Source organism: Chryseobacterium indologenes (assembly GCF_002025665.1).
GTDB lineage: Bacteria > Bacteroidota > Bacteroidia > Flavobacteriales > Weeksellaceae > Chryseobacterium > Chryseobacterium metallicongregator.
Window position 1 is genome coordinate 609,161 of sequence record NZ_CP018786.1, and the last position, 21,967, is coordinate 631,127.

Annotated in this window: 18 protein-coding genes; 8 read left to right on the top strand and 10 right to left on the bottom strand. The window is 36.3% G+C overall.

What is annotated here, in order from left to right:
• Window positions 1–67: 67 nt before the first annotated feature.
• Window positions 68–829: a hypothetical protein gene (locus BUE84_RS02730; RefSeq protein ID WP_099049828.1), complete on the bottom strand. Its 762-nt coding sequence runs from the start codon at window positions 827–829 to the stop codon at window positions 68–70.
• A gap of 130 nt (window positions 830–959) precedes the next feature.
• On the opposite strand from BUE84_RS02730, the gene hutH reads away from it, so the two are divergent.
• From hutH to BUE84_RS02745, 3 genes are all read left to right on the top strand, one after another.
• On the top strand, window positions 960–2,447 hold the full coding sequence (gene hutH / locus BUE84_RS02735) for a histidine ammonia-lyase (RefSeq protein ID WP_079240396.1): 1,488 nt from the start codon (window positions 960–962) through the stop codon (window positions 2,445–2,447).
• 91 nt (window positions 2,448–2,538) lie between these two features.
• Window positions 2,539–2,985, top strand: coding sequence for a GNAT family N-acetyltransferase (locus tag BUE84_RS02740; RefSeq protein ID WP_079240397.1), 447 nt, complete (start codon window positions 2,539–2,541; stop codon window positions 2,983–2,985).
• A gap of 91 nt (window positions 2,986–3,076) precedes the next feature.
• On the top strand, window positions 3,077–4,558 hold the full coding sequence (locus BUE84_RS02745) for a S8 family peptidase (protein WP_079240398.1): 1,482 nt from the start codon (window positions 3,077–3,079) through the stop codon (window positions 4,556–4,558).
• Between the two features lie 75 nt (window positions 4,559–4,633).
• On the opposite strand, the gene ygiD is transcribed toward BUE84_RS02745, so the two are convergent.
• Together ygiD and BUE84_RS02755 are read right to left on the bottom strand one after the other, a co-directional pair.
• Complete coding sequence (ygiD, locus tag BUE84_RS02750) at window positions 4,634–5,461, bottom strand: 4,5-DOPA dioxygenase extradiol (RefSeq protein ID WP_079240399.1); 828 nt, start codon at window positions 5,459–5,461, stop codon at window positions 4,634–4,636.
• Between the two features lie 81 nt (window positions 5,462–5,542).
• Window positions 5,543–6,055 (bottom strand): YceI family protein, encoded by a 513-nt coding sequence (locus BUE84_RS02755; RefSeq protein WP_062675631.1) that lies wholly within the window; start codon window positions 6,053–6,055, stop codon window positions 5,543–5,545.
• Window positions 6,056–6,481: 426 nt separating this feature from the next.
• On the opposite strand from BUE84_RS02755, the gene BUE84_RS02760 reads away from it, so the two are divergent.
• Window positions 6,482–8,620: a S9 family peptidase gene (locus tag BUE84_RS02760; protein ID WP_079240400.1), complete on the top strand. Its 2,139-nt coding sequence runs from the start codon at window positions 6,482–6,484 to the stop codon at window positions 8,618–8,620.
• Window positions 8,621–8,764: 144 nt separating this feature from the next.
• On the opposite strand, the gene BUE84_RS02765 is transcribed toward BUE84_RS02760, so the two are convergent.
• Entirely contained in the window at window positions 8,765–9,139 is a 375-nt protein-coding gene (locus BUE84_RS02765) for a hypothetical protein (RefSeq protein WP_079240401.1), read from the bottom strand.
• Window positions 9,140–9,431: 292 nt separating this feature from the next.
• Here BUE84_RS02765 and BUE84_RS02770 point away from each other — a divergent pair, with 292 nt between their 5' ends.
• Complete coding sequence (locus tag BUE84_RS02770; RefSeq protein ID WP_079240402.1) at window positions 9,432–10,457, top strand: LLM class flavin-dependent oxidoreductase; 1,026 nt, start codon at window positions 9,432–9,434, stop codon at window positions 10,455–10,457.
• Window positions 10,458–10,526: 69 nt separating this feature from the next.
• Here the strand turns inward: BUE84_RS02770 and BUE84_RS02775 are convergent, their stop codons facing one another.
• The 3 genes from BUE84_RS02775 to BUE84_RS24530 form a co-directional block, all read right to left on the bottom strand.
• On the bottom strand, window positions 10,527–13,562 hold the full coding sequence (locus BUE84_RS02775; protein WP_079240403.1) for an AAA family ATPase: 3,036 nt from the start codon (window positions 13,560–13,562) through the stop codon (window positions 10,527–10,529).
• 3 nt (window positions 13,563–13,565) lie between these two features.
• Window positions 13,566–14,771, bottom strand: coding sequence for an exonuclease SbcCD subunit D (locus BUE84_RS02780; RefSeq protein ID WP_079240404.1), 1,206 nt, complete (start codon window positions 14,769–14,771; stop codon window positions 13,566–13,568).
• Window positions 14,772–14,980: 209 nt separating this feature from the next.
• Window positions 14,981–15,133, bottom strand: coding sequence for a hypothetical protein (locus BUE84_RS24530; RefSeq protein WP_167595378.1), 153 nt, complete (start codon window positions 15,131–15,133; stop codon window positions 14,981–14,983).
• Window positions 15,134–15,256: 123 nt separating this feature from the next.
• On the opposite strand from BUE84_RS24530, the gene BUE84_RS02785 reads away from it, so the two are divergent.
• Window positions 15,257–15,505 carry a VF530 family DNA-binding protein gene (locus BUE84_RS02785; RefSeq protein ID WP_079240405.1) on the top strand — a complete coding sequence of 83 codons (249 nt, stop codon included), beginning with the start codon at window positions 15,257–15,259 and terminating at the stop codon, window positions 15,503–15,505.
• A gap of 146 nt (window positions 15,506–15,651) precedes the next feature.
• Complete coding sequence (locus BUE84_RS02790; RefSeq protein ID WP_079240406.1) at window positions 15,652–16,152, top strand: peptidylprolyl isomerase; 501 nt, start codon at window positions 15,652–15,654, stop codon at window positions 16,150–16,152.
• 219 nt (window positions 16,153–16,371) lie between these two features.
• On the opposite strand, the gene BUE84_RS02795 is transcribed toward BUE84_RS02790, so the two are convergent.
• On the bottom strand, window positions 16,372–16,749 hold the full coding sequence (locus BUE84_RS02795; protein WP_062675623.1) for a YchJ family protein: 378 nt from the start codon (window positions 16,747–16,749) through the stop codon (window positions 16,372–16,374).
• A 97-nt stretch (window positions 16,750–16,846) separates the two neighbouring features.
• A complete protein-coding gene (locus tag BUE84_RS02800; RefSeq protein ID WP_079240407.1) occupies window positions 16,847–18,988 on the bottom strand; it encodes a M3 family metallopeptidase in 2,142 nt (713 codons plus the stop codon).
• Window positions 18,989–19,246: 258 nt separating this feature from the next.
• Here BUE84_RS02800 and BUE84_RS02805 point away from each other — a divergent pair, with 258 nt between their 5' ends.
• Window positions 19,247–20,074 (top strand): GIN domain-containing protein, encoded by an 828-nt coding sequence (locus tag BUE84_RS02805; protein WP_079240408.1) that lies wholly within the window; start codon window positions 19,247–19,249, stop codon window positions 20,072–20,074.
• Window position 20,075: 1 nt separating this feature from the next.
• Here BUE84_RS02805 and BUE84_RS02810 read toward each other — a convergent pair whose 3' ends face one another.
• Entirely contained in the window at window positions 20,076–21,965 is a 1,890-nt protein-coding gene (locus BUE84_RS02810; protein WP_079240409.1) for a monovalent cation:proton antiporter-2 (CPA2) family protein, read from the bottom strand.
• Window positions 21,966–21,967: the final 2 nt, after the last annotated feature.

Genomic DNA, 21,967 nt, shown 5'->3' on the forward strand with positions numbered 1-21,967 from the left:
TTTCCCTATTTAAAAAAGAAAAACCTGCAGATGGCTCTACAGGTTTTATTTTATGGTTCAAAGTATTTTATCCGTTTGCCATTGCAGTATATTCACTTACAAGAAAACTGAAGTAATCCCATTCTACAGAGTTTTTAGGATATTTTTTCATGAAATCCTGATTGTCTCCAAATAGAAAATCATAATTGTCTTCAAAATCATCTTTATGCAGCCACATTACCTTGTTGCCCTTTTTTACATAATAAGATTTGATAACCCCGCCCCCAAGCTGTGGAGAGCCCATTACAGAAAATCCTGTAGTTTCTTTAGCTCTGGGATCGTGATATACTGAAATAATATCATCAAAACCAGGATTGATAACCTGCATCAGGAATTCCTTATCATCTTTTTTGTTCTTTAGAGAAACAGTCTGGTTGACAAAATAAATTCTATCATTATTGGTGTTTTTCGTCAATTTCTTAGTTCCGAAGTTTCTTATATTCCCCATGTATTTTGCCACTTTTGCAAACTTCTCAGCATTGCTTGGGTACACATACATCTCATTGATCTGATCAGCATTGAAAGTAGCGTTCTTTTTGGTGATACTGTCCTTAATTGCAACTTCGTAGATCTGTCCTTTTTTGGTTTCAATCTTATTACAGAAACCTTTGTAGGTAGTTCCGTCTTTTAAGATAATGGTAGATGTTTTCTTGGGAGATGGAGTATTAAAACCTTCATTAAAAAGGTAAGTTTCCATTTTTTTGATGTCCTCTTTAGAGTATTTTACTTTCTGCGCGAAAGCAGTTGTGCTTGCTACACATACAGCAAGTAGTAGAGTTTTCAGTCTCATGTATTATTGTTTTTAATTTTCGGGGCTAAAAATAGTAAATTATTTCGCTTGTTTTATAAAAATATAGAAGATTGAAATTTAGCTTTTCCAATTATTGTTAAATGCGTAATTTTAAGGAAATTTTTTAGAAATGATATACGGAGTAGATGTTTTTACTTTCCATGATGTTCTGGAAATATGTAAAAAACCTAATAAAGCCAAGCTAAACAAAGCTGCAAAAGAACAAATTTTAAAATCTCAGAAAAACGTACAGAAAATAGTAGAGTCAGACAGATGCGTATATGGAATCAATACAGGATTCGGACCATTGTGTGATACTAAAATTTCAGCGGACGAAACCGCTCAGTTACAATATAATCTAATCATTTCTCACGCAGTGGGAGTAGGAAAGCCTATTGATAAAGAGCTTTCCAAGATCATGATGATTGCCAAAGTGCATGCTCTTTCGAAAGGATTTTCAGGTGTTTCCCTGGAAGTTATTGAAAGAATGATTCTGATGCTTGAGAAAGATATCATTCCGGTAGTTCCTGAACAAGGATCTGTAGGAGCTTCAGGAGACCTTGCTCCATTAGCACATCTTGTACTGCCTTTATTGGGTTTAGGACAAGTTTGGGAAGGAGATCAGGTTTCTGATACGATGGAGGTTTTGAAAAAACATGACCTTGAACCATTAGCTTTAGGTCCAAAAGAAGGATTGGGATTGATCAACGGTACACAGTTTATCCTTGCTCATGCAATCAAAGGGCTGGAGAAGTTTGAGTACTTACTAGACCTTGCTGATATGACAGCTGCAATGAGTCTTGAAGCATACAGAGGTTCAGCAAGCCCGTTTAAAAAAGAACTTCACGAGATCAGACCTTTTGAAGGCAGTAAAAAAGTGGCAGCAAGAATGCTTAAGTTCTTAAAGGGGTCAGAAAATATGAAAGCTCATGAAGATTGTGAAAGAGTTCAGGATCCTTATTCCATGAGATGTGTGCCACAGGTTCACGGAGCCAGCAGAAATGCTTTTGAGCACCTTAAAGGAATGGCAGAAACAGAATTGAACTCCGTAACAGACAACCCGATTGTCCTAAGTGCTGAAGAATCTATTTCTGGTGGAAACTTTCACGGACAGCTGATGGCATTGCCTTTAGATTATGCTACATTAGCAGCTGCAGAACTAGGGAATATTTCAGACAGAAGAAGCTATTTATTATTAGAAGGAAAATATGGACTTCCAAGATTATTAACGGAAAGCTCAGGATTAAATTCCGGGTTTATGATCCCTCAGTACACTTCTGCAGCTTTGGTTACAGAGAATAAAACATTATGTTTCCCTGCATCAGCAGACTCTATTCCTACAAGTTTAGGTCAGGAGGATCATGTTTCTATGGGAAGTATTTCAGGTAGAAAATTCAATCAGGTTCTTGGAAATCTTGTGAATATTCTGTCTGTTGAGCTGATGTTTGCAGCTCAGGGACTTGAGTTCAGAAGACCAGCGAAATGCTCTAAAGTAATTGAAGAAAACTTTACGATTCTTCGTTCCAAAGTTGCCAAACTGGAAGACGACAGACTGATCGGTAAAGATATGCTGGCTATTGCAGAGCTCATCAATGAGAGAAAGTTTATTGTCAACTAATATAAAATAAAACAAAGGCTTCCGAAAGGGAGCTTTTTTTGTTTTCACAAATCTTTTAATTATTAAATTTTTAATCTTTTAATCAAACAAAATGTATATCGTCAGAACCGATTCCGCCAACACAGATTTTCAAAATCTAGTAAAATCCCTTGATGCTACTTTAGCTGAACATAATGGTGAAAATGATGACTTCTTTGCTCAGTTCAATATAATAGATACGATCAAAAACTGCGTCGTTGCTTATATAGATGATATTCCTGCAGCCTGCGGAGCATTCAAACCATTTTCAGAAGATACCGTAGAAATAAAAAGAATGTTTACCCATCCGGAATTCAGAAAGAAAGGACTAGGCTCAGCGATTGTAAAAGAACTCGAAAACTGGGCAGCAGAATTGAATTTTAAAAAAGCAGTATTGGAAACTTCTCAAGACCTTAAAAGTGCAATCTCTGTGTACGAAAAAAGTGGTTTTTACAAAATACCGAATTATGGACAATACGTTGGAATAGAGCAAAGTGTCTGCTACGGGAAAGTATTGTAATTTAATATTCGTGTAATGGTAAATTCATTTTTTAAAAGTTTGTAATTCCCGTTAAAGTGTTATATTGTGGATCCAACCAAAATTATAACATATGAAAAAAACTGTATTCCTATTGGCAATATTTTTTGCCTTAAACTCGTGTTCCAGAGAAGAACTTCAGAACGAAAATGTAAAAACAGAAATGGCTCAGAAAGATCCGTTGACTGCAAAACAGATCAACGAAAGGATTAACCAGGCTATTAAAACGGATGGTACTTTTAATTGGAAGAATGAATCCGATCATTTTGTATGGAGTGCTATTTTCCGTGGAAATAAAATGGTATCTATTGGTTTTGGAGCTTCTAAAGATGATTTTGACAGAAGTAAATCTCCAAACAGCAGTGATATGGAAAAAGAAGTTCTTTCTGTTATCAAAAAATATGAAGGAAAAGACGAAAGAAATTTCCTTCTTCTTTCAGATCAGTATCTTAATCAGATGGATGTTGTGATAGAAAATGAGGAAACTGTTTCCGCTCTCCGACAAATGAAAAACATCCGATATGTAGAACCGGCAGATTATCATTATTTTGAATTTGAAGCTCAATATAATGCAGCTGCAAAATCTTCAGGAAGTGGTTCGTCAGGATGCGGATTTTCATCATCTGTATTAAGTACAGCAGATTATACTTCAACGACGCCAAGTGCAAAAATACCTTGGGCTTTTGCTAAGCATAATATTCCTGATGCATGGAGCTACAGCACAGGTGCAGGTGTTACCATAGGACTTATTGATACAGGTGTTTCTCCTGAACAGACTTTGTTGGGAGGAAGTTTTAATAATGGAGCTTCTTCAGGAAGAACGATCAGTAAATATGGAGTATATAATTCTGATGGATCCGGAGACCAGTGTGGACACGGAACAAAAATGGCCTCTGTAATGGCAGCACCGAGAAATAATGCAGGATTACCTGTAGGAGTAGCTTATAATGCTAATCTTATTGCCTACAGAGCAGCAGAAAATGTTGTTCTTGAAACTTCCAGTGAACAAACTGCTGTAAAAACGGCTTTCACGGAATTGGGTAACAATACCAGTGTAAAAATCATCTCTATGTCAATGGGGCATATCTTCTCCGTCGGAAAAATTGAAGACGGTGTCAAATATGCTTATTCTAAAGGAAAACTGATCTTTTGTGCAGGAGGTACTTCAACCAGTTTCACTAGTTTTGTCGGAGTCATTTTCCCTGCATCAATGTCAGAAACTCAGGCGATAACAGGAGTAAAAGAAAATACTTCCAATCAGAAATGTGATGTGTGCCATTCAGGAAGCCAAATCGACTTTACCTTCCAGATGGAAAGACCTTCAGGAAATACCGTTCCTGTATTGAGCTATTATAATGGTCAGGCAGATTATGTAGGTGGTTCTTCAGTGGCTACAGCAGCTACAGCAGGAATTGCAGCTTTGGTTTGGGCTAAAAATCCATCATGGACGAGAGATCAGGTGCTTAATAAAATGAGACAGGCTGCTACCTACTATCCCAATGTGAATTCAAGCTACGGTTACGGAAATATCAATGTTCTGAAAGCGGTACAATAAATAATAATTCCATAAAAAAGAAAAGGAAATATCTCAGCTGAGGTATTTCCTTTTTTTATTGTAATATAGATTAGATTATCCTATCCTTACACTTGTCATACTCAATGATCCACCAATAAGCTCGTCATTGAATAAACTAAGCTCTTCGGACTTATCTTTAAGCCCTAAAGAGTAAAGTAGTGGAAGATAATGATCAGGCGTAGGAACAGCATACTGTAAGAAAGTTCCCTGTTTCTGATAATCAATGATATTCTGAAAATTACCATCAAGAAGCCAGTTGTTGGTTTTCTCTCTGGCTTCTACTGCCCAGTCCCAGCCAGCTCCTACCGTATTTATATTTTTCCAGTCGATGAGACGGAGGTTATGAACAATATTTCCACTTCCGATAATAAGAATACCTTTTTCACGGAGTTTGTTCAGTCTTTTGGCAAGATCATAATGATACTGTGGAGGTTTTGTATGGTCAATACTCAGCTGTATCACAGGAATATCCGCATCAGGATACATATGTTTGATAACTGACCATGCACCATGATCCAGTCCCCAGCTGTGGTCTTCTTCCACATCTACAGGAAGAAGTAATTCAGTAGTTTCTCTCGCCAGTTCCGGACTTCCGGGAGCAGGATACTGCACATCAAAAAGTGCTTTTGGAAAACCATAAAAATCGTGGATGGTTTTCGGCATATCCATGGCGGTTACAAAAGTTCCGTCTGTATACCAGTGGGCAGAAATACAAAGAATTGCATTAGGTTTTGGAATTTCTGTGGCTGCTTTCCGGAAACCCTGTACAAATTGATTCTCTTCAATGGCATTCATTGGTGAACCATGTCCAAGAAATAAAACAGGCATTCTCTGTGTGTTTTTAAAACTGTTGCTTATATTTTGAAGATCGTTGAGGTTCATAAATATTGAAGATTATAAAAAAATAAAAGGTTCAAGGCTTTTAGAAAAATCCCTGAACCTTTTATCATATATATTAATTTACTATGCCTGTTTTACAAACTGTAATTCACCAGCTACTTTTACATCATCACTTACCATTACACCTCCTGCTTCAAGAGCTGCATTCCAGTTTAAACCGAAATCTTTTCTGCTGATTTTTCCTTCAAAAGAGAAACCTGCTTTTGTATTTCCCCATGGGTCTACATTGATTCCTCCAAAGTCTACATCAAGATTTACAGGTTTTGTAATACCATTGATGGTAAGGTTTCCAACAATAGAGTTGTTTAATGCCTGAGATTCAAAAGTGATGGTAGGGTGTACTTCAGCATTGAAGAACTCTGCAGACTTTAAGTGGTTATCTCTGTCTGTATTGTTTGTGAATACAGAATCCGTTTGGATAGTAGCTGTAGTTTTTGCATTTGCAAAGAATTCGTCTTCAGATTCAATTTCAGCGGTGAAAGTTCTGAAGCTTCCTTTTACATTAGAAATCATCATGTGTTTTACTTTGAAAGTAATTTCACTATGCGTAGGGTCTAAAATCCATTTTGTTGCCATTGTATTTTGTATTTTTTGTTTGTTATTAATGATGCAAATTTAGGACAGCGTACCTATACAAGTCATTGATATAGGATAAGAAATGAGTTTTTAACATTAATTGTCAATTTTGTTCCGCTAGTGAATAGTTATCGCTTTCCAATAATTAAAAATTGACAAGCGCAGCGGATTGACCATTGACCTATTTAAAATCAATCGTTAATTTTGCTCTGCAATTGAATGGTGAATCTATTCTAAAATCAAATTGACAAGCACTGTGGATTGACTGTTCACAATTCACCTATCCTAATTCCTTTTAAAAATTCTACTATTAAGTTAAGAAATAATTCCTTTGAATGCATGAATTCCATTTTATGAATGTTTTAATTTAACATTTCTTAACGAATGGTTTTTATTTCTTATTTTTGGAGGATTCAATTTTATACAATGAAATTACATAAATTTTCTTTATTGATGCTGGTTTTAGGCAGTTCAGCATTTGCCCAGACCCAGAAGTTTACCATGGCTGAGGCTGTAAATGGGATGAGAACCAACCTTGCTGTGAAAAATATCTCCCAGTTTTCATGGGCTGCAGACGGTAAATCTTATATCCAGGCAGTGAAAGGCGGTTATCTGATTACAGAATTGAAGACCAACAAACAGGATACTCTGATCTCGTTGAGTCAACTGAACAGAAACCTTTCTAATGATAAGTTTAAAGCTGTTCCACCTATTAAATTTACAGGGAATTCCAATGGGTATTTTACGACAGGTGGTAAAATGTCGTGGATTGAAAAATCAGGAAACGACTGGAAAGTGAAAAATACAGCTACCATTGATCAGGATGCAGCCAACGTAAAGATGTTTGGTGACGGTCAGACTTTTGCTTTCACAACAAAGAATAATTTATTTGTCAACAGAAACGGGAAAACCATTGCGGTTACCAACGAAACGAATGAAAATATCATTAGCGGACAAGCCGTTCACAGAAATGAATTTGGAATTGATACCGGAATTTTCCCTGCTCCAAATTCTGAGAGTGTAGCATTCTATAAAATGGATCAGAGCATGGTTGCAGATTACCCAATCATCGATTGGGCTGTAACTCCGGCTGTAAATCATAATATCAAATATCCAATGGCTGGTCAGACTTCTCACCAGGTGACATTAGGGGTGTTTAATATTAAAACTCAAGCTACTACTTTCTTAAAAGTGGAAGGCGAAAAAGACCAATATCTAACAGCTGTAACCTGGAGTCCGGATTCAAAATACATCTTTGTAGGTGTACTGAACAGAGGTCAGAATCATATGAAAATGAATCAATATGATGCTGCGACAGGAGAATTGGTGAAAACTTTATTTGAGGAAACAGACAGTAAATATGTTGAGCCACAGCATCCACTTACATTCTTCCCGAACTCTAATACAGACTTCATTTGGCAGAGCCAGAGAACAGGATACAACCATCTGTTCCACTACAGCCTTGAAAAAGGACTGGTATCTCAAATCACAAAAGGTGACTGGCTGGTAACTGATATTTTAGGATTCAATGAAAAGAAAAAGGAAATCTATTTTACATCAACAAAAGAGACTCCTTTGGAAAGACATTTATACAGAATCAACTGGACCAACTTCAAAATGCAAAAGCTTGATAATGCAGAAGGAATGCATATCGGAACTTTGAGCAGTGATGGAAATTACCTGTATGATGCTTACAGTAATGCCAATTCACCAAGAGTTGCCAACATTATCAATACAGCGAATTTAAAAACTACCAATATCCTTACTTCTGAAAATCCACTAAAGAATTATCAGAGACCGGAAATTAAAAATGTAGAATTAAAAGCAGATGACGGAACTCCTTTGTATGGAAAAATTATTCTTCCCACCAACTTTGATCCGAATAAAAAATATCCAACTATTGTTTATCTGTACAACGGGCCACACTTGCAGCTGATCACAAACAGCTTCCCGGCTTCAGGAAACCTTTGGTATGAATATATGGCTCAGAATGGTTATATTATTTTCACTATGGACGGAAGAGGTTCTTCTAACCGTGGAATGAAGTTTGAGCAGGCTGTATTCAGAAACCTGGGAACTACAGAAATGAACGACCAGATGAAAGGAGTAGACTACTTAAAATCTCTTCCTTATGTAGACGGAAACAAAATGGGAATCCATGGATGGAGCTTTGGAGGATTTATGACAACAAGTTTTATGCTTCGTAAACCTGATGTATTCAAAGTGGGTGTAGCAGGAGGACCTGTAATCGACTGGAGCATGTACGAGATTATGTATGGAGAAAGATATATGGATACTCCGCAGGAAAATCCACAGGGGTTTGCAACTGCTAATCTTTTGGATAAAGTTCAGAACCTGAAAGGAAAATTACTGATGATCCACGGAGCTCAGGATGATGTAGTCGTATGGCAGCATTCTATTAAATTCATCAAATCAGCTGTGGATAACGGTGTTCAGTTAGATTACTTTACGTATCCGGGACATCCGCATAATGTGATCGGGAAAGACAGAGTTCACCTGATGCAGAAGATCACAGATTATTTTGATCAAAACCTTAAAAAATAAAAAAAGAAGATGTATCTCAATTAAATGATGTGGTTGAGAATCGTATATACGAAAACCTTTCATGTATAAGGTATGTAAAATTCTATAACAAAAAAGGCCGTTCTCACGAGTTGTGAGACGGCCTCTTTTGTTATTAATTTTTTCTTAGATTTTCTTATATGTCAGAGACATGTTAGCTCCGTTGTTAACAAATGAGATTGTTCTTTTAGTTTCATCAAAATAATCAACTTTAAAACGAGTTGTATTTTTTCCAATGGTTATGTTCAGGATCTGTCCATTATTGTCCTTCAGTAATTCCCATTTACCCTTGTTGGTACTTTTTCCAACTGTAGCTTCAAAACCGAAATCTTGGCTGAAGGTTTGAAATACCTTGTCACTGCCAAAAATAGATTTTATGTCTTGTGGCTGGTTATTAATAACAGTTTCTACAAGTTGCCATTTTCCTACTAATTCTTTTGCTGTTTGAGCTTTAAATATGCCTGCTAAAGAAAGGCATACCATTACAATGTACTTTTTCATTATTTGAATTTTTAATTACATGACAAATGTACAAATAAATCTCATAGATTTTATTATTAAATATTTGATAATGAATAATTTAAATGATAAAAATTGATTAGTGTGAATTAATTTTAAATGTTTTAAAAAAGATGAAATTATTTTTTTTAAAACATTATATTTTGTTGATTAATTATATTGTTGTCCAGAATTTCTTTTACCTCACCTTATAGAATCTCATGGATGGATCTTAACAAACATCAATGTTTTTGATTTTTCATAGTGGTATTTTTGTACTACTAAAATCAACAATATGGAATTAGGAATAGGAATGTTCGGGGATTTGGCTTTAGACCAGTCTACCGGAAAATATAGAGATGCAGGAATTAAGATCCGTGAGATACTGGATCAGGTAAAATTCATGGATGAGGTGGGAATTGATGTTTTCGCGATGGGAGAACATCACCGTCCGGATTATGCTGTTTCCTCCCCGGAGATTGTTTTGGCAGCAGCAGCAAGTATTACAAAAAATATAAAACTGGCGAGTGGAGTGACTGTTTTAAGTTCTTCAGAGCCGGTAAAAGTATATGAGGATTTTTCAACACTGGATTTGATTTCAGATGGTAGAGCAGAGATCTTCGTGGGACGCGGAAGTTTCATTGAATCATTTCCTTTGTATGGCTATTCATTGAATGACTATGAACAGTTATTTGACGAAAAATTAGAATTGTTATTGAAAATCAATTCTGAAGAAAACGTAAGCTGGTCAGGGAAACTTCGTGCTCCAATGCAAAACCAAACCGTCTATCCACGAGCAAAAAATGACGGAAAACTTTCAATCTGGAGAGCTGTAGGAGGAACTCCGCAGTCTGTTTTGAGCGCAGCACAGCTGGGAATGCCTTTAGTGGTCGCTATTATTGGAGGAATGCCAATTCAGTTTAGAAATCTGATCGAATTTTATAAACAGGAATACCAAAAAGCAGGACATGATGTTTCGAAAATGCAGATTGCTGTTCACTCCCATACTTTTGTGAGTGATGATCAGAAAGTGGTGGATGGATATTTCCATAATTATAAATCTCAGATGGACAGAATAGGGGCTTCCAGAGGATGGGCGCCTTACACAAAAGCACAGTATGAGGGTGGAAGAAGTAAAGACGGAGCATTATTTATCGGAAGTCCGGCAGAAGTAGCAGATAAAATTGCTTACATGAAAGAAATTTTCGGAATTACAAGATTTATCGGACACATGGATGTAGGAGATCCTGCTCATGATGTGATGATGAAATCCATCGAATTATTCGGAAAAGAAGTAAAGCCTGTTATAAAAGGGCTATAATAAGTGTATGAGGTGTAAAAGCCACAAAAGAACATATCTTTTGTGGCTTTTGTAATTTTAAATACATTATTAAACAATCTCAATCAAGCTTCCTCTCTCTTCATCCTTAATGATATTGAGGGCTGTAGGAATTTTCTCTTTCAGTTCTTCCACGTGCGAAATAATTCCCACAATTCTGTTTTCTTTCATCAGATTGGTGAGCGTTTCAAATACGATATTCACAGATTCAGTATCCTGTGTTCCGAAACCTTCATCAATAAAGAAGAAATTCTTATCTGCCTGTGCATTGGCCTGAACACTTTCTGCCAGAGCCAGAGCCAGACTTAAAGATACCTGAAACGCTTGTCCTCCGGAAAGTGTTTTTACACTTCTGCTTTTTCCTTCGTTGAGGTAATCGATGATTTCAAAATCGTTATTTTCATTAAGCTGAAGGCTCAGTTGATTTCTCGTCATGCGATGAAAACGTACATTGGCATGATCACAAAGCTGTCTCAGATAAATAGATGAAACATATTGTACAAAGCCTGCGCCTTTAAACAGGTTCATCATGATCTTCAGATTTTCGGAACGTTTCTGAAGCTTTGCCAGTTCTTTTAAAAGAGTTTCTTTTTTCACAAATTCCTTTTCCAGACGTTCTATTTCTGCAGTTTTTGTGACTACAGAATCATTGATCTGCTTTTGTTCGGTTTGTGCTTCATTAAATTGCTTTTCAGTCAGAGAAAACTGTTCATTATCGAATGAAAGTCCCTTCAGCTTTATTTCAAGCTCTCCAATGAATTTCTTTAAAGCTTCAAATTCAACTTTGAAATGCTGAACTTTAGCTCTCACCAGCTGAACATCAATTTCCTGAAGTAAAATATGCTCAACCTCTTTGAATTCTGTGAAGTTTTGATCTGTCAAAGCTTTGACAATAGCTGCTTCATTGTTTGAAATTTCCTTTTCAAATTCTGCAATCTGTTTTTCAGACTGGCTGACAATGGCTTTTTGCTCTGCCAGTTTAGGAGAAAGAATTTTTTCCTGTTCTAATGCCTTATGGTAATTTTCCTCAGTTTCCTTGTTGGATTGTACCAACTTTTGATAAGATTCTTCAATCTCAGATTTTTCCTTTTGGACATACAGATTCCAGTCCAGGATTTTAAGACCGGAACGGCTGATATTGATCTGTTCCTGTTTTGAAACTTCCTCTAAACGGAAAGCTTCCAAAGCACTCTTGTATTTTTCCAGAGTTTTGGTTTCCTTGTCAAGATTTTCTCTTTCCAAAGCGATATTCCGTTCAGTTTCCTCAATCTTTTTTTCTAAAGTGAATGAATCTGAACGTTTTTTCTCAAACTCTTCTTCATGATCAGGAGAGAATAGTTTCCATGTGAAGTTCAGGATATGTTTTTCAATATTTTCCCGAATCTGAAGAACTATTTTTTGTTCTGAAAGAAGCTGTTCCTCAAAGATTTTTTTTCGGTCCAGAATTTTGTCAATTTCAGCTTCCTGCTTTTGAAGAGTAATAGCTTCCTGTTCCACAGAAGTTATTTTCTCCTGAATTTCCTTCAACTCAGCATTCACGTCATGAAATTCAACAATGTGCGGATGTTCCTTAGATCCGCAAAGAGGGCAGTTTTCACCGTCATGAAGTTCACTGGCAAAACGGGAAAGTTCTTTTTGTATTTTAAAGTGATCCAGTTTCCGGGAAAGTTCCTTTTTTTGAGTCTCTAAGGTTTCTTTTCTGATTCTGCAATCTTCTTTATAATTTTCGTTGTAAGCAAAAGGTTTTAATTCTTCTGCAATTTCTTCGATTTGTTTTTGATGTTTCCCGATCTTTTCAGTTTGTTCCTGAAGTGATTTTTTCAAATTCTTGTTTTGAATAAACCAGTTGCCCACTTCAGAAAGCAGGGCAGAGTCAATTTTTTGTTCCTTTAAGGTTTTAATATGGGAAGAAAGTTCATCAATGGTCTTTTGAATTTTCTCTTTATGAACATCTACTTCTTTTACTTTTTCAGACCCTTTTTGAGTTCTTTCATTCAGAATTTTGATCTCCTCAGAAAACGTCAGGATCTGAATGATGAGATTCAAATCATTTTCTTGAATTCTGGATTGCTCCAATGCCTTAAACTGTGGTTCAAGAGCAGTAAGCTGTTCCTTTATGATATTGAAAGCTTTTTCAGTTTCCTGTTGGTTTTTGATCTGCTGCTCTTTCTCATTTCGCTTGTCTGAAATCTCTTTTGAAAGCTTATTTTTCTCAATAATCAATGGGTTGAAAAGTCTGAAAACAAGGTCGTATAATTCTGCCTGTGCTTCCTGAGCGTCCATTGGAGACTTTTCTTCTGAGAGTTTATTGAATTTTTCTTTATTCTGTTGTAAACTGTCAAAGTCACTTTTTAAGTTTTTCAACTGCTGATAAGTCTGGGAAATCTTTTCCAGCTTTTCATTTGATTCAGAAAGCAGTTTCTGTTCCTCTGCAAGTTGCTCTTTTTGAATCTGGATTTTTTCCTCATTAATTTCTTCAAAACCTTTTAATTGTCCTTCCAGCTGATCCAGTTCAGATCTGTTTTTGACATTGAGTGCAGAAACATTGTTCTGAAGATCAAATTTCTGAAGATTAAAAATCTCCTTCATCATATTCGTTCTTTCTGCAGCACCCAATTCAAGGAATTCTTTGAACTGTCCCTGCGGAATAATGATAGTTCTTTTGAAGTTGGAATAGCTTAACCCAATAATAGCCTCTGCATTCGAGTGATCTAAAGGAATCCATTTTCCATTGATGTTCTCATAAAAAGTAACAGCATTAGGTTTTACCTCTTCGAATTTTTTGGAATTTCGCTTAAAATCACGGGTAGCACGGAACAATTTATTCTCATAATTTATAAAATCAAACTCTATATAAGAGCTGTTTGATTTTAAATTCATCATGTTGTAAGCCCTTTTATCACGCATGTTCAGACGCTCCGTTTCTCCATATAAAGCAAATGAAATAGCCTCAAGAACTGATGATTTTCCAGAACCTACTGCCCCGAAAATACCAAACAGTCCGGCTTCGGTAAGATTTCTGAAATCTATAGTCTGGCGCTCCTGGTACGAGTAAAGTCCTTCGATTGTTAATTGAACAGGGATCATGGCTTATGCATTTAAAATTTCGTTAAACAAATTCATCAGTTCTTCATTGGCTTCCTGCCCGCTGTTTTTGGATTTAAAATAGTCTTTAAATAATATATCAATATCCTGACTTAAATTGATTTCATGGCTTTGATCTTCTGATAATTCCAGGTTTTTTACTTTGGGAATAAGATGAACAATTCCGTTGTGAGACTGATAAATTAACCTTCTTTCATCAGCTGTTAAAAAAGTCTCACTTTCCAGCGTAAGTTCTATAAATGTATACGGATTTTCACCCAACCAGCTGACTGTATCATCAATGGAGGTAAATGTTTTTCTGACTAAAGCTCTTCCTTTTGTGAGTGCTTTCTTCTCGTAAGAAACAGGTTTTCCCGGCTCTGCATCAATAATGGAAACATACTTTGTCTGTCCCGCTTCACTGAAACTGTAGCACAGAGGAGAAGAAGAATAAATAACAGGTTTTTCCTTCGTTCCGATATTCTGAAAACCATGAAGATGGCCCAATGCCGTATACTGGATCTGCTCAGGAATACTATCCGAAAAAATAAGATCTGCATTTCCGATTTTAATAGGTTTTTCTGCTTCTGGTTCTTCCAGAATTTCTGCACCTCTTTTATTCATATACAAATGAGCCGTCAGAAGATTTACTCCGGAATCATCACAAAACTGATCAGCAAGGTTTTTCCAGGTCTGCGAAAGCACTTTGTTGATTTCTTCTTCTTTATTTTCACCAAAATATTCCTTTAATCGGATTTCATTTGCGAAAGGAGTATGAAGAATTCTTACAGGAAAGTTGATCCCATCAATTTTAAGTTCTATAAAACCCTCTTTTGAATTTATAATGTTAAAATAATCTGTACCGAAAGGTGTGATTTCAGCTTTAGGATGACCTATTAAAATAATTCCGCATTCCCTTGCCAAAGGATCAGGAGCATCAATTAAGCTCGGAGAATCATGATTACCGGAAATAGCAATCACAGGGCGTTTACCATTTAATGATAAACGTTTTAATGTTTTATAAAAAAGTTCAGCAGCCTCTACACTTGGATTGAAATTATCGAATAAATCTCCGGCAATGAGAACTAAATCAACGTTTTGTTCATCGGCAATCTGAACAATTTCATTCATAACCAAAACCTGTTCTTCCAGTCTTGAAAAGCGGTCGAGGCGTTTACCCAAATGCCAGTCGGCAGTGTGGAGGATTTTCATAATTTAAGTTTGAGAATTAAAAAAGAGTATATGCAGAGAATTATTTTGCAAATATTACAATGTAAATATAGAGAATACTTAATTTTAAAAAATAAGGTTTCCCTTAATTCAGATAAAAATTTCAGACAATATTGTTTATAATCAACTATAATTGGTCATTTTAAATCTGACGGCTCTTAAATCCGGATAGATTGAGTAAAGAAAGCTTTTTATTGTTCGTTATCAGCTTCTCTTGCTTTGAAATCTTCCCGGATTTGTTTTAACCTTGCTTTCCTTTCTGCTTCTGCATTTTGGATTTTACGTTTTTTCTGATCAATTTTCTTTTTGTTTTTTTTCCTGTTCGCTTCGTTATTTTTGCTCATATTTTTTGTAACAGATCATTTTTATGGGTGAAAAATAGCTTCTTCAAAAATAAGAAACAAAAAGGGAAGAAGAGGTGTAGATTTCCGTATAAACTTATAATAAATTAATTTTGTAAAAAAAAGATGGAACAACAGTCCAAAGATCCTTTACACGGAAAAAGACTGGATGCTATCCTTGAAGAACTGGTAGAATACTATCAAGGTTTTGAAAGGCTGGGCGAACAGATCAATATAAAATGTTTTACAGATAACCCAAGTATAAGCTCTTCCTTGAAGTTTTTAAGAAAAACACCTTGGGCAAGAACAAAAGTTGAAAGTCTGTATCTCTTTGTCCTGAGACAGAAAAAAAGAGAGGAAGGTAGAAGAAAATAAAGGCGGTAAAAAGAAGATCTGTTTTTCTTTATGCCTTTCATAGCTTCCTTCTTCTATCTCCTGGCTTCCAAGCTCATTGAATCATTTCAAAAATAGTATATTTGTATTATTAATCGTGAAACAAAATCACGAAAAAAAGAAAAAATATGACAATCGAAAACAATCACGTTGTAGCTGTAAAGTATATACTTCATACTATCGAACCAGATGGAAGTAAGATTCTTGTAGAAGAAACAACAACAGAAAATCCGCTTACATTTTTGTATGGTGTAGGAATGATGATTCCTAAATTTGAACAAAATATCCTTGGTTTGAAAGCTGGAGATACAGCTGCCTTTACAATTCAGCCTGAAGAAGCTTACGGTGAAAGACAACCGGATGCTATTGCACAATTACCAGTGGAAATGTTCAAAGAATCAGGACTTCCACCTGTAGGAGCTATTCTACCTTTATCAGACAATCAAGGGAATAACTTCCAGGCTTTTGTAGTAGAAATTACTCCGGAAGTTGTAGTAGCAGATCTTAACCACCCAATGGCGGGAAAAGTTTTAGATTTCCAGGTGGAAGTTTTAAACACTCGTCCTGCAACAGAAGAAGAGTTGGCACATGGCCACGCTCACGGAATTGACGGAAACGAAGCTCACTAAAAAATAAAAAATGTCCGATTTTTTCGGATATTTTTTAGATAAAAGATAAAAAATAAGCCATAGGTAATTCTGTGGCTTATTTTTATTTATAAGGTACAATAGTTATTGAATGCTTGGCATTCCCGTCTTTCGGAGAAGGGTCAAAAATTCAAAGAATTTTTAAAGAGGTGGTTTTATACGCAAAGCATCACTCAACATTGTATTTACTCAATCTTTTTCCTAATCCAAAAACTCCCCGGAAACATAATACCAACGTTCGTGCATTTTCTGAAAAACAGAAAATTCATGATGAACTTGCGGATGACCGTCCTGATCCGTATAATAAGCCTTAAATTCTACATGATTTAAAGCCGGAGTACGGATGATTTCCAGTTTTGTCCACTGGTTGATTTCTCCCCATTCCTGAAGATCTTTCTTATTATGGTATTTTCTTTTTCCCGGAAGAGTCGTCTCCATCAGATATTCACCATTCGGAATGGCAAAAGCAGAAAATCTTGAGCGCATCAGAGCTTCAGCCGTTGGAGCATGTTTTTCTCCGGTATGATAAGGCTTGCAGCATTCTTCGTAGGATTTTCCTGAACAGCAGGGACAGTCCATATATTGTATTTTAAATGTTGAACTGCAAAAATAATGAATATTAATCGAAATGAATATAAATAAAAAGAAGCACCCTTAAAGAATGCTTCTCGTTGATTTATTTAATAAACCCTCTGTTTCTCAATAAAGGTTTGATATCCGGATCGTGTCCTGTGAAGTCTCTGAATGCCTGATTCAGATCTACAGAATTTCCTACAGAAAGAATATATTTTCTGAAACGGTCACCATTTTCTCTGGTTAAACCACCATTCTTACTGATCCATTCCCATGCATCGTTATCCAATGTTTCAGACCATAAATAAGCATAGTATCCTGCAGAATATCCGCCTCCCCAGATGTGAGCAAAATAAGGAGTGTGATATCTTGGCGGAACCGTTGCCAAATTGAATCCATGGCTGGCTAAAGATTGTTTTTCAAAATCCAGAACAGGAATAAACTGGCTGTCATTGCTTACTGTATGCCAATCCATATCCAGTTCAGCAGCAGAAACCAATTCTGTAGTCATGTAGCCTTGATTGAAAGTAGATGCTTTTTTGATCTTATCTACTAAAGCCTGTGGAATAGGCTGTTTTGTTTCATAATGTACAGCGTAATTTTTCAGAACAACCGGATCTAAAGCCCAGTGCTCATTGATCTGAGATGGGAATTCTACGAAGTCTCTCGGTACATTCGTTCCTGAAAGTGAAGGATATTTCTGGCTGGCAAACATTCCGTGAATAGAGTGACCAAATTCATGGAAGATAGTTGAAACATCATCATAACTGATTAATGAAGGTTTCCCCGGAGCCGGTTTCTGATAATTATAGCAGTTCACGATTACAGGTTTTGTTCCTAATAAGTAAGACTGTTCTACAAAATTACTCATCCATGCTCCACCGTTTTTAGAATCTCTTGTATAGAAATCCAGATAGTAGATGGCGATAGATTTTCCATCGTGATCGAAAACCTCGTATGTTACTACATCAGGGTGGTACACCGGAAGATCTGTTCTCTTTTTGAAAGTCAGTCCATAGAATTTTTCAGCGGCAAAGAAAACTCCTTTTTCAAGAACGGTTGTAATTTCAAAATACGGTTTTATTTCACTTTCATCAAGGTCGAACTTAGCTTTTCTTACCTGTTCAGCATAGAAATTCCAGTCCCAAGGTTCTACTTTGAAACCTCCTTTTTGCTGATCAATAAGATCCTGAATATCTTTTGCTTCACGTCTTGCCGTTTCTACTGCAGGAGTAGCAATTTGATTCATAAGTTTAGTAGCCGCTTCAGGGGTTTTTGCCATCTGATCCTGAAGTTTCCATTCCGCAAAGTTTTTCTTACCTAAAATCTGTGCTTTCTTTAATCTTAGTTTAGCAAGCTGTTCGATGGTAGATCTTGTATCATTGGCATCTCCTTTTTCAGCTCTGGTCCAAGAAGCTTTGAAAAGCTTTTCTCTCGTGGCTCTGTTTTTTAAATTCTGAAGAAGAGGCTGTTGTGTAGTATTTTGTAAAGCCAGAAGATATTTCCCTGGTTGTCCAGCAGTTTTGGCGTCAGCTGCAGCTGCAGCAATTTCATCTGCTGAAAGTCCGTCAAGTTCTTTTGCATCAGAGAAAAATACACCTCCCTGCTTTCTTGCTTCCAGTAACTTGTTTGCATATTGGGTAGAAAGAGAAGCCAGTTCCTGATTGAGCTGCTTTAATTTTTCTTTATCAGCTGCAGAAAGATTTGCTCCTGCGATTTCAAAATTCTGCTTATAATACTGTACCAGTCTTTTGCTTTCAGAATCAAGACCGTCTTCTTTGATGGATTGTATTCTTTTATAAAGATTTTCATTCAGGTACAGTTTATCGGAATGTGCAGCAAAGATAGGTGCATATTCTTCATCCAAAGCCTGTAAAGTAGGGTTTGTATTCGCACTGGTAAGGTTTGAAAATACAATTTGTGCTCTTCTCAGTACTTCACCACTTTTTTCCAATGCAACGATAGTATTTTCAAAAGTAGGGGCAGCCGGATTGTTGGCAATTTTTATAATTTCAGCTTCATGTTGCTTTAAACCATAGTTAAAAGCAGGTTTGAAGTGTTCGTTTTTGATTTTGTCAAACTCCGGAGCTTCGTACTGAAGCTTGCTCTTCTTCATAAAAGGATTTGAAGATAAAGAGGGATCAGGTGCAGGTAGCTCCTGTTGAATATCGGTCTGTTTCATTGTAGTACAAGATTGATTGAACGCCAAGGCAGAAATTAATAATACCGATGAAATATTCTTCATAAATATAGTTGTTATTAAAGCATAAAGATATTAAAAACTTGCATCATAGGATGTATTTTGGCGAATGTATTTATGTAACCCATTTTATGAGTGTTTTTACAATGAATCTGGTAAGTACCTATGAATCGGGAATGTCTTTTCTGAAAAATCAGTATTGCATACAGTTGCAGTATTTTCAAATGTAATGTAATATTTTTTATAAATTAGTTGTCATTTAATTAAAGAAACCAACAAAAATAATTAACAAAAGGAATAAGCATGAAAACAAGGACTTTATTTATTTTTTCAGCCTTAGCGGCATTAGCCTCATGTAATGATAAACATGAGAATCGAAACAGAGATCGAGAAGGAGACAGAAGTAATTGGGTAGAGAAAGTAGTCAGCAAAGAAAGCGGCCCAATGCAGCATAAAGAATTTAACGGAGATTTTGATGAAATTCAGGTTTCACAAGCTATTGAAGCAGAAATTATAAAATCTGAAACTGAGAAAGTTGAAATCTCAGCCCCTCAAAGTATCATTGACGAAATTCTGGTGGAAAATGATGGCGGAAAACTGCATATTCATTATAAGCCGGGGATCAGAGTGATGAACATTAGCAAAGTGACAGCTAAAATTTATACAAAAGATTTTAGTAAGCTTGTTGCTGATTCAGCAGCGAGAATTATTATAAAAGATAAATTTACTCAGGAAAAAACAGATGTTGAAGCATCAAGTGCAGGAAGTATTTCCGGAGATCTTGAGGCTAATGATATGGACATCAATGTAAGCAGCAGCAGTAGCTTCGATGGGAAAATATGGGCAGTAAACCTTGATATTGAATCTTCATCAGGATCAACTCTTGATCTTTCCGGTAAAGCAAAAAAAGTAGACGTGAGTGCTTCTTCAGGGAGCAGCGTTTCTGCAAAAGGAGTTATTGCTGACAATGTAGAAGCTGATGCTTCCAGTGGAGCAAGTATTCATATCAGTGCTGTTTCCAGTGTGAATGCAGGTGCTTCATCCGGAGGAAGTGTGGATATCTCTAAAAAAGGAGAACTTAAGAGTGTGATAAAAGAAGAAAGCAGTGGTGGAAGTGTAAACATCCAATAAACTAATCCTGGGATTCTTCCTCATCTTCTTCATCGGTGGATGAGGAACCTTCCCAATTTTTATTATCAAAATTAAGATTATCGTATGCTAATAATTCCTCCTCACGCTGGAGGATTTCTTTTGTGGTAAACAGAGTGATGTCATCATCATTTTCCTTCATCTTTGCCAGCTTTCTGACTGATGCTTTATCAATCGCCATAAATCTTTGCCCAAGACGTCTTGCTGCATATTTCCTCATTCCTGTTTCGTGAAGTACATCTACAGCCATGTCAACTGCTGTTCCTAGCGTTTCTCGGTATATGTGATTGATTCCGTTATTCAGATAATCATAAGCATCAATTCTGTTTTTGGCTCTTACGAAAATTTTTACGTTAGGATAATGTTCACGCACAAGTTCTGCAATGAATTTGTTATCATCCGGATCATCCAGACATAAAACCAGAATTTCAGCATCTTCAATTCCTGCAGCCCTTAAAATAGGAATCCTTGTTGCATCACCATAATACACTTTAAAACCATAGCTTCTGAGCAGTTTCACACGGTCAGAATCACGATCCAAAACAGTAGCGGATATTTTATTGGCTTTTAAAAGACGTCCTACAGTACTTCCGAAATGCCCAAAACCTACAATAATGATTTTCTTTTGAACAACATTGCTGTCGAGAATATTATAATCATGTTCCTCTTCGGGAATTTCTTTAATAAATTTTGGAGTAATAAACTTGTCATTAATAATCAGAAGAATAGGAGTGATACACATGGTGATTGCCGTAACAGCCATCATCTGAGCATTCATCTCAGGACCTAAAAGATAAAGATCTGAAGCATAGTTAAGTAGTACAAATGCAAATTCTCCTACCTGAGAAAGGGCAAATGCATAAAAAAGACTTTGAGGAGTATCTATCCTGAAAAACTTTCCGATTACATATAAAACCACAAATTTTACGGCCAGCACAGCAAAAACAGTACTGAAAATAAATAAGGGATCCTTCTGAATAATATTAAAATTAATGGTAGAGCCTACACTTACGAAGAAAACAGCTAACAGCAGTCCTTTGAAAGGGTCAATCTGGGCTTCCAGTTCATGACGGAATTCACTGTTGGCAAGCATGACTCCTGCAAGGAAAGCTCCCAGTGCCGGAGAAAGCCCGATAACAACCATCAGTTCAGAAACTCCAATAACGAGGAATAGGGAAGAAGCTGTCAATAATTCTGCCATTCCAGATTTTGAAACATAGCGCAAAAAAGGAACAAAGACATATCTGCCCAGTAAAATAAGCAAAGCTACACCGAAAATTACGGTTCCGGCCTGAAGCCATTCCGGTAGTTTTTGAATCAGAATCTGAATTTCATTATCATGATGCTTGGCTTTATAATTGGCAAGAATAGGGAGTATTGCCAAAATAGGAATCACTGAAATATCCTGAAACAACAAGGTAGAGAATGAAGCTTCTCCTGCTGTAGTCTTAAGATTATTCTTTTCCTGCAAGGTCTGGAGGACAATTGCGGTAGACGATAAAGCAAAACACATCGCAATAGCTATAGCTTTGTCTACTCTCCAGCCTACACTTGTAAATACTAAGAAAAGCAAAAGAATGGTGAGTACCATTTGAGAAAGTCCCAGACCCATTATTTTTTTTCGCATTTCCCAGAATTTGCGCGGTTCCAGTTCTAAGCCCACCAAAAATAAAAGCATGATGACTCCAAACTCGCTGGCATGCATAATGTCATTTACATTATTTCCTGTAAGTTTAAGTACATATGGTCCTATAATGATTCCTCCTAAAATATAACCGATTACAGAACTCAATCCTAATTTCCTGGCCAATGGAACCATAATAATGGCTACACCAAGAAAAATTAATGTGTTCATCGCTAAGCTGGATTCCATAT

Excerpts from the sequence above, each read along its gene's own strand:
- BUE84_RS02730 (WP_099049828.1), bottom strand. The coding sequence starts at position 829 with ATGAGACTGAAAACTCTACTACTTGCTGTATGTGTAGCAAGCACAACT.
- hutH (WP_079240396.1), top strand. The coding sequence starts at position 960 with ATGATATACGGAGTAGATGTTTTTACTTTCCATGATGTTCTGGAAATA.
- BUE84_RS02740 (WP_079240397.1), top strand. The coding sequence starts at position 2,539 with ATGTATATCGTCAGAACCGATTCCGCCAACACAGATTTTCAAAATCTA.
- BUE84_RS02745 (WP_079240398.1), top strand. The coding sequence starts at position 3,077 with ATGAAAAAAACTGTATTCCTATTGGCAATATTTTTTGCCTTAAACTCG.
- ygiD (WP_079240399.1), bottom strand. The coding sequence starts at position 5,461 with ATGAACCTCAACGATCTTCAAAATATAAGCAACAGTTTTAAAAACACA.
- BUE84_RS02755 (WP_062675631.1), bottom strand. The coding sequence starts at position 6,055 with ATGGCAACAAAATGGATTTTAGACCCTACGCATAGTGAAATTACTTTC.
- BUE84_RS02760 (WP_079240400.1), top strand. The coding sequence starts at position 6,482 with ATGAAATTACATAAATTTTCTTTATTGATGCTGGTTTTAGGCAGTTCA.
- BUE84_RS02765 (WP_079240401.1), bottom strand. The coding sequence starts at position 9,139 with ATGAAAAAGTACATTGTAATGGTATGCCTTTCTTTAGCAGGCATATTT.
- BUE84_RS02770 (WP_079240402.1), top strand. The coding sequence starts at position 9,432 with ATGGAATTAGGAATAGGAATGTTCGGGGATTTGGCTTTAGACCAGTCT.
- BUE84_RS02775 (WP_079240403.1), bottom strand. The coding sequence starts at position 13,562 with ATGATCCCTGTTCAATTAACAATCGAAGGACTTTACTCGTACCAGGAG.
- BUE84_RS02780 (WP_079240404.1), bottom strand. The coding sequence starts at position 14,771 with ATGAAAATCCTCCACACTGCCGACTGGCATTTGGGTAAACGCCTCGAC.
- BUE84_RS24530 (WP_167595378.1), bottom strand. The coding sequence starts at position 15,133 with ATGAGCAAAAATAACGAAGCGAACAGGAAAAAAAACAAAAAGAAAATT.
- BUE84_RS02785 (WP_079240405.1), top strand. The coding sequence starts at position 15,257 with ATGGAACAACAGTCCAAAGATCCTTTACACGGAAAAAGACTGGATGCT.
- BUE84_RS02790 (WP_079240406.1), top strand. The coding sequence starts at position 15,652 with ATGACAATCGAAAACAATCACGTTGTAGCTGTAAAGTATATACTTCAT.
- BUE84_RS02795 (WP_062675623.1), bottom strand. The coding sequence starts at position 16,749 with ATGGACTGTCCCTGCTGTTCAGGAAAATCCTACGAAGAATGCTGCAAG.
- BUE84_RS02800 (WP_079240407.1), bottom strand. The coding sequence starts at position 18,988 with ATGAAGAATATTTCATCGGTATTATTAATTTCTGCCTTGGCGTTCAAT.
- BUE84_RS02805 (WP_079240408.1), top strand. The coding sequence starts at position 19,247 with ATGAAAACAAGGACTTTATTTATTTTTTCAGCCTTAGCGGCATTAGCC.
- BUE84_RS02810 (WP_079240409.1), bottom strand. The coding sequence starts at position 21,965 with ATGGAATCCAGCTTAGCGATGAACACATTAATTTTTCTTGGTGTAGCC.